The 13,326-nt window shown below is 72.1% G+C and carries 15 protein-coding genes, 1 tRNA gene and 1 riboswitch; of the genes, 7 read left to right on the top strand and 9 right to left on the bottom strand.

What is annotated here, in order from left to right; translation table 11 throughout:
* The 4 genes from PATMI_RS0108925 to PATMI_RS0108910 form a co-directional block, all read left to right on the top strand.
* On the top strand, positions 1-612 hold a 612-nt coding region (locus PATMI_RS0108925), incomplete at its 5' end, for a hypothetical protein (RefSeq protein ID WP_026910642.1).
* 211 nt (positions 613-823) lie between these two features.
* A riboswitch (cyclic di-AMP (ydaO/yuaA leader) is annotated at positions 824-949 on the top strand.
* Positions 950-951: 2 nt separating this feature from the next.
* Complete coding sequence (locus tag PATMI_RS34190) at positions 952-1,812, top strand: M23 family metallopeptidase (protein ID WP_157260682.1); 861 nt, start codon at positions 952-954, stop codon at positions 1,810-1,812.
* Positions 1,813-1,910: 98 nt separating this feature from the next.
* Entirely contained in the window at positions 1,911-2,276 is a 366-nt protein-coding gene (locus PATMI_RS0108915) for a DUF1330 domain-containing protein (RefSeq protein ID WP_026910641.1), read from the top strand.
* Between the two features lie 179 nt (positions 2,277-2,455).
* Positions 2,456-3,463, top strand: coding sequence for an LLM class flavin-dependent oxidoreductase (locus tag PATMI_RS0108910; protein ID WP_026910640.1), 1,008 nt, complete (start codon positions 2,456-2,458; stop codon positions 3,461-3,463).
* A gap of 55 nt (positions 3,464-3,518) precedes the next feature.
* Here PATMI_RS0108910 and PATMI_RS0108905 read toward each other — a convergent pair whose 3' ends face one another.
* The 3 genes from PATMI_RS0108905 to PATMI_RS28615 all read right to left on the bottom strand — a co-directional run bounded on the left by PATMI_RS0108905 (position 3,519) and on the right by PATMI_RS28615 (position 5,075).
* Positions 3,519-3,947: a VOC family protein gene (locus PATMI_RS0108905; protein ID WP_026910639.1), complete on the bottom strand. Its 429-nt coding sequence runs from the start codon at positions 3,945-3,947 to the stop codon at positions 3,519-3,521.
* A gap of 133 nt (positions 3,948-4,080) precedes the next feature.
* On the bottom strand, positions 4,081-4,482 hold the full coding sequence (locus PATMI_RS0108900; RefSeq protein WP_026910638.1) for a helix-turn-helix domain-containing protein: 402 nt from the start codon (positions 4,480-4,482) through the stop codon (positions 4,081-4,083).
* Entirely contained in the window at positions 4,479-5,075 is a 597-nt protein-coding gene (locus PATMI_RS28615; RefSeq protein WP_051471243.1) for a TetR/AcrR family transcriptional regulator, read from the bottom strand. The genes PATMI_RS0108900 and PATMI_RS28615 overlap by 4 nt, the downstream gene beginning before the upstream one ends.
* Before the next feature lie 96 nt (positions 5,076-5,171).
* Here PATMI_RS28615 and PATMI_RS28610 point away from each other — a divergent pair, with 96 nt between their 5' ends.
* The gene (locus PATMI_RS28610) at positions 5,172-6,596 is read left to right on the top strand and encodes an MFS transporter (protein WP_036725555.1); all 1,425 of its coding nucleotides are present in this window, start codon (positions 5,172-5,174) and stop codon (positions 6,594-6,596) included.
* 25 nt (positions 6,597-6,621) lie between these two features.
* On the opposite strand, the gene PATMI_RS28605 is transcribed toward PATMI_RS28610, so the two are convergent.
* A complete protein-coding gene (locus PATMI_RS28605; RefSeq protein WP_036725554.1) occupies positions 6,622-7,449 on the bottom strand; it encodes an SDR family oxidoreductase in 828 nt (275 codons plus the stop codon).
* A gap of 131 nt (positions 7,450-7,580) precedes the next feature.
* Between PATMI_RS28605 and PATMI_RS28600 the strand changes: the two genes are divergently transcribed.
* Entirely contained in the window at positions 7,581-8,177 is a 597-nt protein-coding gene (locus PATMI_RS28600) for a TetR/AcrR family transcriptional regulator (RefSeq protein ID WP_036725553.1), read from the top strand.
* Between the two features lie 187 nt (positions 8,178-8,364).
* Here PATMI_RS28600 and PATMI_RS0108870 read toward each other — a convergent pair whose 3' ends face one another.
* The 5 genes from PATMI_RS0108870 to PATMI_RS0108850 all read right to left on the bottom strand — a co-directional run bounded on the left by PATMI_RS0108870 (position 8,365) and on the right by PATMI_RS0108850 (position 12,201).
* Positions 8,365-9,195: a GSU2403 family nucleotidyltransferase fold protein gene (locus PATMI_RS0108870; protein WP_026910637.1), complete on the bottom strand. Its 831-nt coding sequence runs from the start codon at positions 9,193-9,195 to the stop codon at positions 8,365-8,367.
* Positions 9,179-10,309 carry a hypothetical protein gene (locus PATMI_RS0108865; RefSeq protein ID WP_169738341.1) on the bottom strand — a complete coding sequence of 377 codons (1,131 nt, stop codon included), beginning with the start codon at positions 10,307-10,309 and terminating at the stop codon, positions 9,179-9,181. The genes PATMI_RS0108870 and PATMI_RS0108865 overlap by 17 nt, the downstream gene beginning before the upstream one ends.
* Positions 10,310-10,460: 151 nt before the next feature.
* A complete protein-coding gene (locus PATMI_RS0108860; protein ID WP_026910635.1) occupies positions 10,461-11,039 on the bottom strand; it encodes a Swt1 family HEPN domain-containing protein in 579 nt (192 codons plus the stop codon).
* A complete protein-coding gene (locus tag PATMI_RS0108855; RefSeq protein ID WP_026910634.1) occupies positions 11,036-11,683 on the bottom strand; it encodes a DUF5343 domain-containing protein in 648 nt (215 codons plus the stop codon). The genes PATMI_RS0108860 and PATMI_RS0108855 overlap by 4 nt, the downstream gene beginning before the upstream one ends.
* Before the next feature lie 445 nt (positions 11,684-12,128).
* A tRNA-Ala gene (locus PATMI_RS0108850) sits at positions 12,129-12,201 on the bottom strand.
* 93 nt (positions 12,202-12,294) lie between these two features.
* On the opposite strand from PATMI_RS0108850, the gene PATMI_RS0108845 reads away from it, so the two are divergent.
* Complete coding sequence (locus PATMI_RS0108845) at positions 12,295-13,020, top strand: hypothetical protein (RefSeq protein WP_157260681.1); 726 nt, start codon at positions 12,295-12,297, stop codon at positions 13,018-13,020.
* The last annotated feature ends 306 nt before the right edge of the window (positions 13,021-13,326 follow it).

Below are 13,326 nucleotides of genomic sequence, written 5' to 3'. Positions count from 1 at the left end.
GGGGGCGGCACGGCCGGCGGCACCGCCGCGCCGGCGGCCGTCACCGCCGAGCTCGTCGCCGTGCGCACCACCCGCGCCGCGAGGCGGTCCGGCGACGTCCGCGTGTGGCGCTGCGGGCAGGCGCGACCGTCCCGGCCGGCGCTCGTCGTCGGGAAGGGACGCCGCGCCTCCACCCGGGTCTTCGTCCGGGGCGGGAGCGGGAAGGTCTGCACCTCGACGCGGACGGGCGGGCGGCCGCGGGTCACGTCGGTCCGGCGGTACGTCGCGCCCACCGGCTGGGTCGCCCGCAGCCCGCGGCCGAAGCCCGTCGCCGCGACGCGTCGCGGCTCGTCCCTCCGGATCGCCCTCGGGACCAAGCTCGGGGTCCTCGCCACCGACCGCCGCGTCGCGCTGCACCTCACCGTCCGGTCGCCGCGCCGCTCCGGGGTCCTGCGGATCGCGCGCTGCGGGGAGCAGCGGCCGCGCCCGGCGACGCTGCGGTTCAAGCGCGGTCGCAGCGCCTCGCGGCTCGTGCTCCTGGCGAACCCGGGGGCCCGGGAGCTCTGCGTCGCCGTCCCGCGCGGGACCCGCGTCACCGCCGAGCTCCAGGCGCGGCTCCCGCGGACGCGCTGAGCTGGTGGCGGCCCGTGTCCGCCGACACCGGATCGACACCGGACCGAGACGGCGTCGCTCCCGACCGCGTGCATGATGGATCCATCGAACGGGGCGTTGGGGGACAACCCGCTCGAGAGACATCGGCCGCGCTCCGCAAGGGGCGCGGCCGTCGTCGTTCCCGGGGAACCGGCGAGCGCGCCACCGGACCTCTGCTAGCTTGGCCGACGCCGAGTTCCCGGGGCCGTTCCCGGGGAACGGGGGACCCAGGTCGTTGGGGCTCATCCACGTCAGTGGAGGCGCGTCTCTTTCCGCGCTCGCCCGTCAGCTAACCCCGTAGGCCGAAGAAGGAGTGTTCGGATGCGGGGTTCCCGCACAACCGGTGCGATCGCGGTCGCGCTGTGCACGATGATGACGGGCGCCTCCGTGGCGTCCGCGGCCGACGGGACGGGCGGGCTCGCGGCGACGCCCGCGCCGGCCCCCGCCACGCCCGCGTCACCGGCCGTCACCACGCAGTCGGCGCCCGCGACCGTGATCAAGGTGACCGCCGCGGTGTCGCTGACCCGGTCCCAGACGAAGAGCGTGCAGCGCCGCGTCCACGTGCGCGCCGACGGCCGGATCGGCACGGGGACGCGCAGCGCGATCCGCCGGTACCAGTCGAAGAAGAAGCTCATGCGGACGGGCCGCCCGAACCTGCAGACGCTGCGGGCGATGAAGCTGAAGTTCGCCGAGACGATCGCCGGGCGGATGGCCCGCAAGGCCGCCGCCCCCAGCCCCGACGGCACGTTCCCGATCCAGGGCCCGTGGCACTACGGCGGCGCCGCCACGACGTTCCGCGCCCGCGGGGGCGCGCACCAGGGGGTCGACCTCTTCGCGGCCTGCGGAACCCCGCTCGTGGCGGCATCGCCCGGCCAGGTCAGGACCCGCAAGTACGAGGCGCGCGCCGGGAACTACGTCGTGATCACCGGGACGCCGGGCGGCGAGGACGAGGTCTACATGCACCTGAAGTCCCGCTCGCCGCTGAAGGTCGGCGACGCGGTGCAGGCGGGCACGCCGGTCGGGACCGTCGGGGACACCGGCGACGCCGACGGCTGCCATCTGCACTTCGAGCTGTGGACCGCGCCCGGCTGGTACGCCGGCGGCCACACGCACGACCCGACGGCGACCCTGGACGCGTGGGCGGCCGCGGCCGGCAACCCCGCGGGCGCCGCCACGTCCTGACCCCGGACCCGCCGGGCAGGCGGGCGGCCCCGGCGGCACCGCGCTCCCGCCCTCGGCCGTCCCGCGGGACGGCCGAGGGCGCGGTCTAGGATCGGACGATGCCCGTCGACCCCACCGGACGCGACCTCAAGCGCTACCTCGAGGAGGACCCCGGCGGCCCGGTGGTGATGCTGAACCTGCTGCGGTACCGCCCCGGCGGGTCCGGCTCGTACACCGAGTACGCGACGCGGATCGCGCCGTTCCTCGAGCGCGTCGGCGCGGAGATCGTCTACGTCGGCGACACCCACACGAGCCTCGTCGCGCCCGACGGGTGGGACTGGGACGCCGTGCTGCTCGTGCGCTACCCGACGCGCGCGGCGTTCAGCGCCATGGTCGCCGACCCCGAGTACCAGGAGATCACCGCGCTGCGCACGGGCGCGCTCGACGAGGCCGTCCTCCAGGCGACGATCCCCTGGACGGCCTGACCGATCGGCGCGGCCCGGGCGTCGCCCCGCCCTTCCGGTCGTCGCGTCCCACGACCGGCCACCCCACCGCGGACCCCGTCCCGCAGGCCCCCGGACCGCACGGGAGTACGGTTGACCGAGGGTCCCGGGAGTCGCCCGGACCCGTGCGCCCGGGCGACCGGGCAGGGAAGGAGCTCGTGATGGCGGTGCGGTTGTCGGTCCTCGATCTGGCCACGGCGGGAGGCGGCGTCTCCCCGCGCGACGCGCTGCTCGGCAGCGCGGAGCTCGCCAAGCACGCCGAGGACTGGGGCTACGGCCGCTACTGGTTCTCGGAGCACCACAACATGCGGAGCATCGTCTCGTCGACGCCGTCGGTGCTGGCCGGGTTCATCGCCGCGAACACCGAGCGGATCCGCGTGGGCTCGGGCGGCGTGATGCTGCCCAACCACTCGCCGCTGATCATCGCCGAGCAGTACGGCACCCTCGAGACGCTCTACCCGGGCCGCATCGACCTGGGCCTCGGCCGGGCGCCCGGCACCGACCTGGAGACGGTGCGGGCGATGCGCCGCTCCCCGGAGGCCTCCGAGCGGTTCCCGCAGGACGTGCGCGAGCTCCAGCGGCTGCTGGGTCCGTCGACCCCCGGCCAGGCCGTCCGGGCGATCCCCGGCGAGGGCACGGAGGTGCCGCTCTACATCCTCGGCTCGTCGCTGTTCGGCGCGAGCCTGGCCGCCGCGTTCGGCCTGCCGTACGCGTTCGCGTCGCACTTCGCCCCCGCCGAGCTGCTGAACGCGTCGCAGGTCTACCGCGAGCGCTTCCAGCCGTCGGAGCAGCTGCAGGAGCCGTACATGATCGCCAGCATGAACGTCTTCGCCGCGGACACCGAGGACGAGGCGACGCTCCTGCACGCCACCGCCCTGGAGAAGATGGCGCGCGCGCTCAGCGGCCGCTCGATCGACGGCGACCGCGCCGAGACCGAGGCGATCCTCCGCTCGCCGATCGGCCGGCAGGCGCTGCAGATGCTCCACTACTCGGCGATCGGCGACGCCGACCAGGTCGGCGAGCAGGTGACCGCGTTCGCGGAGCAGGCCGGCGCGGACGAGGTGATGGTGGCGATGAACGTCGCCGACCTCCCCGCCCGCATCCGCTCCTACGAGCTGCTGGCCCAGGCGCTGCCCCAGGGAGCGCTCGAGGCCGTCTCCGGCGACTGACTCCGCGCCGGTGCCCGTAGGTCGGCCGGGCGGGGCGGCCGGGCGGCCGATGCGGCTACCCGGCCCAGCCCTCGCGGATCTGCGCCAGCCGGAAGTGGTTGCCGGACGGGTCGCGGAAGCCGCAGTCGACGCCGTAGGGGACCTCGGTCGGCTCCTGCGTGAACTCGACGCCGGCGGCGGTCAGGCGCGCGTAGTCGGCCTGGATGTCCGCCGTGGTGAAGAACAGGCCGCCGCTGGCGCCCTTGCTCATCAGCGACTCGATCTGCCCGCGGGTCTCGGCGGTGAACATCGGCTCCGGCGGGATCGCCATCAGCACGATCTCCGGGCCGGTGTCGCCGGGAGGCCCGACGGTCAGCCAGCGGAAGTCGCCGAGCTCGGCGACGGTGGCGTCCGCGCGGACCTCGAAGCCGATCTTCTCGGTCCACCAGGCGAGCGCCTCGTCCTGATCGTTGACCCAGACCTGGACGCTGCTGAGCTGGAACATGCGGTGACCTCCCGTCGGTTGCCGGGCGGGACCGCCCGATGCGGGAGAAGGTAGACGCGACCGCCGGGACCGTCTTCTCCAAACGTGCTGACCTCGACCGACCGCTCGGGCCGGCGCGGCGCGCGGGCGGGGATCAGCGGGCGGGTCGCTCGAGATCCCGCAGCATGCACGCGGGGATCCGGACGCGCTGCGCCGCCGGCGGGTGGGCGGCCCGGTACGCGGTCGGCGGCCGGCCGTACGCGCGGGTGAAGCTCGTGGTGAACGACCCGACGCTCGACAGCCCGACGTCGAGACAGATCTCGGCCACCGACCGGTCGGTGGTGCGCAGCAGCGTCGCCGCCCGCTCCAGCCGGCGCGTCAGCAGGTAGCGGTGCGGCGTCTCCCCGAAGGCCTTCCGGAACTCGCGGCTGAAGTGCGCCGGCGACAGTCCTGCCGCAGCCGCCAGCCGGGCCACGTCGAGCGGCTCGGCGTACCGCAGGTCCGCGAGGTCGCGGGCGCGCACGAGGTGCCGGTGGGGATGGACCGGGGTGCTCACTCCCCCATCATCCCCGTGAACGCGGCCTCGAGCCCGGCACGCAGCGCCTCGGGCTCCGCCGTCCGCAGCCGCTCGACGAGGCCCGCGGACCGGAGCGAGACGACGCCGCAGAACAGGGCGAGGACGAGCTCGGCGCGGAGCTCGTCCTCGGGGTCGCCGGAGTCCGCCCGATCGGTCGCGACCAGGGTCCTGCGGACCGCGGTGGCCAGGGCCTGGGCGCGCATCGGGCGGGTCTCCTCGTCGTCGCGCAGCAGCAGGAGCAGCGGGTGCCCGCCGAGCTGCGGCCACGCCTCGGGGTCCAGGGACTCGAGGAACTCCGAGACGACATCGCGGCGCGGCTCGCGGTGGCGGGTCGCGGCCGCCTCGAGGAGCTCCGCCGAGTTCTGGAGCACCGCCCGGTGCAGGCCGCGCTTGCCGCCGAAGTAGCGGTTGATCAGCGCGAGGTTCACCCCGGCGTCGTCCGCGATGTCGCGCGTCGTGGTGCGCTCGTAGCCGAGGAGCACGAAGCGCCGCTGGGCCGCGAGCAGCAGCTCCCGGCGGGTGGCGTCGGCGTCCCGGGGACGGGGCTCGGCGGGAGGCTCACGATCGACCACGCGAGGATCATCGCATGTAATCAAGCGTTGACAACGCGCCGGATCGAGCTATCGTGCACCAAGTCATCACTTGATTACTTGACCAGGAACGAGCTCATGCCCACCCAGAACGACGCTCCCGACGGCCGCGCGAACCTGCGGATCGCCGCCGTCGCCGTCGGCGCCCTCACCGCGGCGCTCGCGCAGACGCTGATCATCCCCGTCCTCCCGACGCTCACCGACGACCTCGGGACGAGCGCCGGCGGAGCCCAGTGGCTCCTGACCTCGACCCTGCTCGTCGCCGCCATCTCGGTGCCGGTGATGGGGCGCTTCGCCGACATGTTCGGGCGACGGCTGCTGCTGCTCGTCGCCCTCGGCGCGCTCGCGGTCGGCTCCCTGATCGACACGTTCACGTCGAACTACGAGGTCATGCTCGCGGGCCGCGTGATCGCCGGCTTCTCGGCCGCCGCGATCCCCCTCGGCATCAGCCTGCTCTCGGTCACGCTGCCCGAGGCGCGGCGGGGATCGGCGACCGCGCTCGTCAGCGCGATGCTCGGCATCGGCGGAGCGGTCGGCCTGCCGCTCGCCGGCGTGATCGGCGACAACGCCGACTACCACCTGCTCTTCGCGATCGGCGCGATCGGCGCGATCCTCAGCTTCGTCGCGGTCCTCACGCTCGTGCGCGAACCCCCCTTCGAGCGCCAGCACCACATCGACTGGCCCGGCATCGGCCTCCTGACCACCGGCCTGGCGACCCTCGTCCTGGCCGTCTCGCAGGGCGGCACGTGGGGCTGGGGCTCGCCCGCCGTGCTCGGCCTCCTCGCCGTCTCGATCGTCGCGATCACCGTGCTCACCCGGGTCGAGGACCGCGTCGCCAACCCGCTGATCGACATGCCCGCGTTCAAGCGCCCGCCGATCGCCCTGACGAACATCGCGTCGCTGTTCATCGGCTTCGCGCTCTTCGCGAGCTTCACCGGCACCGCGACCTACGTCCAGGCGCCGGAGTCGACGGGCTACGGCTTCGGCTCGACGATCCTCACCGCCGGCCTCTGCCTGCTGCCCAGCGGCCTGCTGATGCTCGCCCTCGCCCCGGTCGCCGCGAAGCTCATCGCCCGCGTCGGCCCGGCGTACGTCCTCGCCGCCGCCGGCGCGATCCTCGCCGTCGGCCTCGTCTACCGGATCGTCGCGGTCGACGCCCTGTGGCAGGTCGTCGTCGGCGCCTCCATCATCGGCGCGGGCACCGGCATCGGCTACGCGGCCCTCCCGTCGCTCATCGACCGCCACACCCCGCGCGAGCAGCTCGCCGCCGCCAACGGCATCAATACCCTGGCGCGCAGCCTCGGCAGCACCCTGGCCAGCGCCATCGGCGGCGCCCTGCTGACCGGCCTGACGATGACCGTCGCCGGGAACGCGCTGCCGTCGCTGGACGCCTACCGCGTGCTCTTCGGCATCTGCGCCGCCGCCGCGATCCTCGCGAGCCTGATCGGCCTGCACCTGGCGCGCCGCCCGGGGCCCCGGGAGGCCGCGGCCGTCGCGGCGTGAAAGACGCGTGCCGGCACCACGTCGGTCAGCTCGAGCGGACCGTCTGCAGCTTGAGCCGGTCGGCCAGACGGGTCGGCAGCGTCGTCAGGACCTTCAGCACGATCGCGTTCTTGGCCGGGGCGACGTACCGGGGCTTCGGATTGCGCACCGTGGAGGCGTGCACCAGCGTCGCGGCGACGGCCTCCGCGGTCGCGCCGGCCTTGACCTGCGCGGCGAGGTAGGCGGTCATGTCGCGCTCGAGCTCCGCGTAGTCGGCGATCGCGCCGTCGTGGGCGATCATCGCGCTGGTCGTGTCGATCTCGGTGTCGACGAAGCCCGGCTCGACGACGACGACGTCGATCCCGAACGAGCGGACCTCCATCCGCAGGGCGTCGGACATCGCCTCGACCGCGTACTTCGTGCCGCCGTAGACGCCGCTGCCGGGCACCGTCATCCGCCCCAGCATCGAGCTGACGTTGACGATCCGTCCCCGGCGGTTCGCCCGCATCTGCGGCAGGAACGCGCGGGTCACGTCGAAGAGCCCGACCACGTTGGTCTCGAAGACCGCGCGGACGGCGTCGGTCTCGAGCGTCTCCACGGGGCCCGTGAGGGCGTAGCCCGCGTTGTTGACCAGGACGTCGAGCCCCGCCGGGGCGCGTTCGGCGACGGCCGCGACGGCACCGCGGACGGCGTCGGGATCGGTCACGTCGAGCTGCACGGGCACGATCGTCCCCGGCGTCTCCGCGGCGAGCGCCTCGAGGCGGTCGGTCCGCCGGGCGGCCGCGAAGACCGTGTGCCCCTCGGCCGCCAGCCGGAGTGCCGTCGCCCGGCCGATACCGCTGCTGGCGCCCGTGACGAGGACGTTCTTGCGCATTGCCTGCTCCTTCGGTCTTCCCGGGCCGTGCCGCCGGCGCGCAGTCGTACGCGTCCGGCGATCGCACCGCCCGGCGATGTGGATGATGATCGACATCCTAACACGGAGGATGGCGTGTATCATCCAGAACCATGGGCCACACGCAGGCGCAGAAGGCCGAGAACCGGGAGCGGATCGTCGCCGCGACCGCGCGGCGGATCCGGGAGCAGGGCCTGGAGCGGCCCGCGATCGCGGAGCTGATGCGGGAGGTCGGCCTGACGCACGGCGGCTTCTACAAGCAGTTCGGCTCCCGCGACGAGCTGATGGGCGAGGCCGTCGAGCGCGTCATGGCCGAGACCAGGACGCGCATGGAGGGCGTCGTGGACGGCACCGACGACCCGCTCGCCGCGGTCGCGCGGGCCTACGTCTCGGCGGAGCACCGCGACGACGTTGGCGGCGGCTGCGGCCTGCCGGCACTCAGCGCGGAGGTCACGCACGCCGACACCCGGGCCCGCGACGCCTACCGGGCGCAGGTCGAGGCGTACGTCGCCGGCCTCGCCACCCTCGACGACACGAGCCGCGACCTGGCGATGGTGCGGGTGAGCGCCATGGTCGGTGCGATCCTGATCAGTCGCGCGTTGCAGGGCACGCCCGAGTCCGACGCGTTCCTCGACGCCGTCCAGGACGCCTTCGTCTCGTCGGACGGCGTGCTCCGCGGCACCGCACCCGACGGCACTCGGGTCGGCTGACCCGCGCGGGCGAGACGCCCCCGGAGCGCTTCGGGACCGACGGCCTCGAGGACCGGGACCTCTGCGCCCGGGAGTGGCGCCCGCGCCGTTCCTGAACGACAAACTTCCAGTGGAGCCTGGGGGATTCGAACCCCCGACCCCCTGCTTGCAAACAGGTGGTTTGCCGGTTTCCGACGAGTTGAGCTCGCTATCTCGACCGCTCAAGTGCGGCGAGGACGTCGTCCGCGAGGAGCGCAACCGCCGCGGCGACGACCGCTGGATCGCCGACGAGTTCCTCAGCCCGGCCGGCCATCGTCGCGCCGAGCGCGTCGGGCCGACCGAAGAATTCGGCGAGGTGCTCGACGGCGGCGGACGTAACGGACCCGGCGAGTTCGTCCGCGATCAGATTCGCGAGCGTGACAGCGAGACTCGCGGTATCCGTCGCGACCAGCAGCCGATAGACGTCGTGCGCGTCCTTGTCCACGAGCCGACCCGGGTCGTCGACGCGCTCGGCGAGCTTGTGCAGCTTGGAGACCAGGAGTGCCGCCGGGCCCGCGACCGCGACCTCGATCGACCGGACGTCGGACGGGTCGAGCGCCGTCACGGTCATGGGTGCATGGTCGACGACCGCCGCCTCGAGTCCCGGCGTACGGCGCGTCGCGGCGTTGTCGTGCGGCGGGATCCGCGCGCCACGCCGACCGCGCTTCCCGGGGCCGGCGAGGGCCTCCGGGACCATCAGGTCCACCGGGACCCCCGAGCGCGAGAGCCAGCTGCCCGGCTGCGGACGGCTGACGTCGAGATGGAACCCGGCGCTGCGCATGACGCGGTCGAGCAGCGGCTCGTCGTCCAGGATGCGGGGATCGATCGCGAGGTCGCTGTCCTTCGTCGCCTCGGCGAGCGCGACCGGTGCGTCGCCGGTGTGGAGGTAGACCGCCTGCGCGCCGACGAGCACGAGCGCCTCCCGATGGTCCGCCAGCGCCTCCAGTGCGTCGAGGAGCACCGTCCGCGCGGCGACGAGCAGGTCAGCGCCGCCAGGCATCCTCGTTGCCCTCCATCCAGTCGAGCAGCGCGACCGCCTCGCCCGGGTTCCGACCCGGACCGGTGAGCAGGTCGACCGCGACCTGACTCGCTGCCGCCATCCGGAGCCCGTCGACGTTCTCCGCGCGATCGAACACGACATCGAAGGCAGCGGACGCCAGCGCGACGTTCCCGCCACCCTCGACCTCGCGCAGCCCGAGCGCGTCGGCCACCTCCGCGGTGTCGCGGACGTAGAGCGTGGCGAGTCGCGCCGGCGCGTAGGACGCCAGGCGCTCCGCGGCGAGGGTGCCGGTCAGGACGTAGGCGAGCTCGGGGTTCGCCCTCAGCTTCTCGGTCAGCGCCGACAGACCGCGGGGCTCGAGGAACGTCCGGACCGCGTTGGTGGCCGCGACACCGTAGTCCTGGCTCCAGCGTTCCAGCACCGCCCGCCACCGGACCGCGGAGATCGGCCCGTACCGCTCACGATCGAGGAGCGCTTCGCCCTCCAAGAACTCGACCACGCGGTACGTCGCCCCCCGCGAGGCGCCGGCGCGGTCCGCCAAGTCCGGCACCGAGTACGGGGGAGCGAAGTCCGCCAGCGCGCGCACGACCCGCGCCGCCGGCTGCCCCTTGAGCGTCCCCCGCGGCCGCCCCGGACCACGCCACGGATCAGCATCAGCACCGCGATCCCGCAGGAAGATCGCCGGCCGCTCTAGCGCCAGGTAGACGTTCCCCGTCGCGTCGGCGTACCCGGCCCCCTCGGCGATGATGCGCTCGCGGGTCTCCGGGGCGAGGTAGCGGGCGATGATCAAGGGCGAGAGCGACTCCGTCGTAAAGTCACCAACTTGCATCGATCGCCGCAGCTGATCGAGCACGCCGAGGACGTCTCGCGTGGTCGCGAGGCCCTTCACCTGGACCGCGAACGTCGCGCGAGCACCACCCGGTCCATCGAGATCGAGCACGTCGTCGACGCTGACATCGCCACGCCTCGAACCCCGTTGGCGAACCGAGAGCGCCCAGCCCGGAGGGAGTCGCTCCTTCAGGGCATCGATCCCCATGCGAAGAATCTCGGCCGGGTCGGTCGGTTTCGATGTTTCGCGAAACACTCCCGTTCTGCCTGGAGCGGAAGACGGCATTTACACGAAACTACCAGCGGTCCGGCGCTTTGCCTATTTCCGGTCTCGATGACGCGCGCTCCAGCGCCGAGCGCCGCTCGTGTCAGCCTGGATGCGACGGCGCTCCCAGCCGACACAACCGCCGATACCGCTCGGCCACGGCCGGTCCGCGTTACGCCCCGACCTGCGTAACCCAGTCGCGAAGGTGAATGCCCACACGTTCGACGTCGCGCGGGCCGAGTTGACCGCTGTGCATGATGACGTTGCGCGAACGTTCCACCGCATCGAAGACACTCGACGTCCAGTCGGGGCTGGGGAGGAACGCCTCGAATGCGTCCCAGTTCGCGCGGATGATGTTGAGGAGATCCTTGAGATCCGTGTAGTTCAGCGGGGCGTCCCCGCGTTGAGCGTGAAACTTGTGCTTGGCCTCGTTTTCCATGCGGGCCTCCGCTCGGTTGCGAACGTCAGCCTTCACGCTGCCCCACCAGTGCTCGCCTTTGGACTCGATCATTGTGCTGACCACGAGGTCACGCGCCGAGTTCTCGAAGGCGGCTATGGCGGTGTACACCGTTGCCATACGGCGAGCGGCGGCGACGAGCTCTTCGTCCAGCAAGTCCAGCGAGAGCTTCTCGGCGTACTCGCTGTCGAGCCTCCCGGTGACATCACGCGCTCGTCGTCCAGCTCGATCCAAGGCCTCCTCGGTCAACAGACCTCGGAACACAAACTGGTAGGCGTCGCCGACTGAGCTCACTGGAGAAGGTGCGTTTTCAAGCTGCGAAACAAAGCGTCGTAGACGGCTTGATCGCGCGACTCGGGCAGATGGATCTGGATGCTGTAGACCAGGCCGCCAAGCGACAGTTCGGCGGGCGGTGCCGCGGCGGTCTGCGGTGCGCCGTGCACGCGATCCGACACCGGCGTCTCCTCGTCGAAGCCATTGGCCGACGCGTCTGAGGAGTTCGTCGCAGGAGTAACACTGAAGTCTCCACGCTTCGCAAGTTCCGTGAAGGTGCCTGCCATCTTGGACAAGACCGAATCGCTGTGTTGCCCCTGAGTAAGCGTCTTCAACTTGTTCTTGAGTTCAGACCGCCCGAGCTCATTTGCGTTGCGGTTGAGCTGAAACAGATCGGCGTAGGCATCCTTGAGTCCTTCCGCGAGGACTACTGGAGCTTCCGTTTGGTCGAGGAAGCGGTAATACCGATCGGTCGGGACGCCATCACCGTTCAGAAAACCGACCGCCTTCAGGACGTTGATGATCAGGCGGTCTGAGCTGCTTTTGTATCCGAGGTTCTCCAAGAAGCTCAACGTAAAGCGCGACGGAGCCTGTGCCGTCTGGATGGCCGACAAGATGCCATCGAGGTTCTTGGTGCTCGTGAGGTACGCCGTGGGAAGGGCCACCAACTCAACCTAAGGCTGGATACGGACGGAGCCCATACGCCGCAAACATCACGGGTGCGGGTATCACTGTCGGGCGCTCATAGCCAAGGCCGACCGCATGTGCACAAGTTCGTTGACCGACGCCGAGAACGGACTTCGCACCCGCGCACCTTAGAGCAGCTGAGATCTTGATCGCTCTGGGCGCGGCGGCACCCACAACGAAGATCGCGCCCGACCTTGCCACGCGATGCCTTGACGACCGGCTTGCCATCAGCTTCGCCCAGTGCCCGACCCGCCCGCCCCAGCTGTGCCTGATCAGCCTGCTGCGCCGGGTCCTAGCGCTCAGGGCGCCCCATGGCTCGGGCCGGCGAGATCGCGCGGCTCAGGGCGATTCCGCACCCCATCGGTCGGGCGGGTTTGCTACCCGGCCGTGCTACCCGATGATCCGTGAACCGTCGTTCTCCAGTGGAGCCTGGGGGATTCGAACCCCCGACCCCCTGCTTGCAAAGCAGGTGCTCTACCAACTGAGCTAAGGCCCCTCGGGCGACAAGGGTAGCGGTCGCGCCGGGTTCGCCATGTTCGGGGTGCGGACCCGGTCGAATGGAGCGCGGAGGCGCCATTAGGGTGCCGTCATGCCCCGATTTCTCGTACACCGTCAACGTTCATCGATGCTCGCGGTGGTCGCCTGCTGCGCGGCCCTCGCCGGATGCGGAGGGGGTGATGACGAGAAGGACGCCGGGTCCGGCACGGACGGATCGACGCCGACCGCCGCCGCACCGACCCGCGACGGCGTGCTGCGCTGCCTGAACGCGTCCGGCGTGCCGGCCACGCGGCAGAGCGGCCTGGAGGACGACGACCAGACGATCGGCATCGACACGAGCAGCGGCCGGACCGTCATCTCGTTCGCGAAGACGGCGGAGCAGGCCGAGCTGCGTGCGTCCGTGTCGGAGCAGTACGGCAAGGTCGTGCGCGAGGGCCTCGTCACGACGGCCCTCGACGCAGGCACCCTGGAGGACGAGGCCCTCATCCGCAGGTGCATGGCGGGGAAGGCGCCGGCCGCCGGCGGGAACGGCCGCGTCGCCGCCGACCAGCCGACGGCGGAGACCGTCCGTCAGTGCCTGAAGGCCGCGGGCGTCGCCGTGCGCGACAAGGAGGCCGGCCAAGTGGACCGCGTCGTGATCGCCCACCCGGGCGGCCTCATGACGACGATCGACTTCGAGGTCAACGAGGGGGTCGCGAAGGCCGTCGAGACCGCGTCGAAGAAGTTCGGGAAGACCTTGCGCGTCGGCACGATCGTGGCGTCGCTGGCGCCCCGGGAGCAGGCCACCGCCGAGATCCGGACCTGCATCACCGGGTAGCGCCCGGCGCCGCACCTCGCGACCCGCGACCTCGGTGTGCGCAAGGCACACGACACCGGGGTCGGCGGGCGATCCCCCCGCGCCGACGGGGATCGCGGCGGTCGGAGGTCCCTCCCGCGATGAACTCGCGACATCCGATGTTTGCCCGCCGGAGGATCGGGGTTGAGGAGGGATGCGACGCGGAGGTGCACCGCGACGTCGCCGGAACGCCCTCCCTCTCCCCCGGGACCGCGTTCTCCGACGTCGCACGGGCTCGGCCCAGCTGCCTCCGCACCGCAGATACAGCAGGACGGTTCCCCGCACTTC

The sequence above is a fragment of the Patulibacter minatonensis DSM 18081 genome (genome assembly GCF_000519325.1).
Taxonomy (GTDB): domain Bacteria; phylum Actinomycetota; class Thermoleophilia; order Solirubrobacterales; family Solirubrobacteraceae; genus Patulibacter; species Patulibacter minatonensis.
This window is presented reverse-complemented; position numbering and strand designations above follow the sequence as displayed.

Bases quoted from the DNA above. Each gene is read 5' to 3' on its own strand.
- PATMI_RS34190 (WP_157260682.1), top strand. From the start codon at position 952: ATGCGGGGTTCCCGCACAACCGGTGCGATCGCGGTCGCGCTGTGCACG.
- PATMI_RS0108915 (WP_026910641.1), top strand. From the start codon at position 1,911: ATGCCCGTCGACCCCACCGGACGCGACCTCAAGCGCTACCTCGAGGAG.
- PATMI_RS0108910 (WP_026910640.1), top strand. From the start codon at position 2,456: ATGGCGGTGCGGTTGTCGGTCCTCGATCTGGCCACGGCGGGAGGCGGC.
- PATMI_RS0108905 (WP_026910639.1), bottom strand. From the start codon at position 3,947: ATGTTCCAGCTCAGCAGCGTCCAGGTCTGGGTCAACGATCAGGACGAG.
- PATMI_RS28610 (WP_036725555.1), top strand. From the start codon at position 5,172: ATGCCCACCCAGAACGACGCTCCCGACGGCCGCGCGAACCTGCGGATC.
- PATMI_RS28605 (WP_036725554.1), bottom strand. From the start codon at position 7,449: ATGCGCAAGAACGTCCTCGTCACGGGCGCCAGCAGCGGTATCGGCCGG.
- PATMI_RS28600 (WP_036725553.1), top strand. From the start codon at position 7,581: ATGGGCCACACGCAGGCGCAGAAGGCCGAGAACCGGGAGCGGATCGTC.
- PATMI_RS0108870 (WP_026910637.1), bottom strand. From the start codon at position 9,195: ATGCCTGGCGGCGCTGACCTGCTCGTCGCCGCGCGGACGGTGCTCCTC.
- PATMI_RS0108865 (WP_169738341.1), bottom strand. From the start codon at position 10,309: ATGCCGTCTTCCGCTCCAGGCAGAACGGGAGTGTTTCGCGAAACATCG.
- PATMI_RS0108845 (WP_157260681.1), top strand. From the start codon at position 12,295: ATGCCCCGATTTCTCGTACACCGTCAACGTTCATCGATGCTCGCGGTG.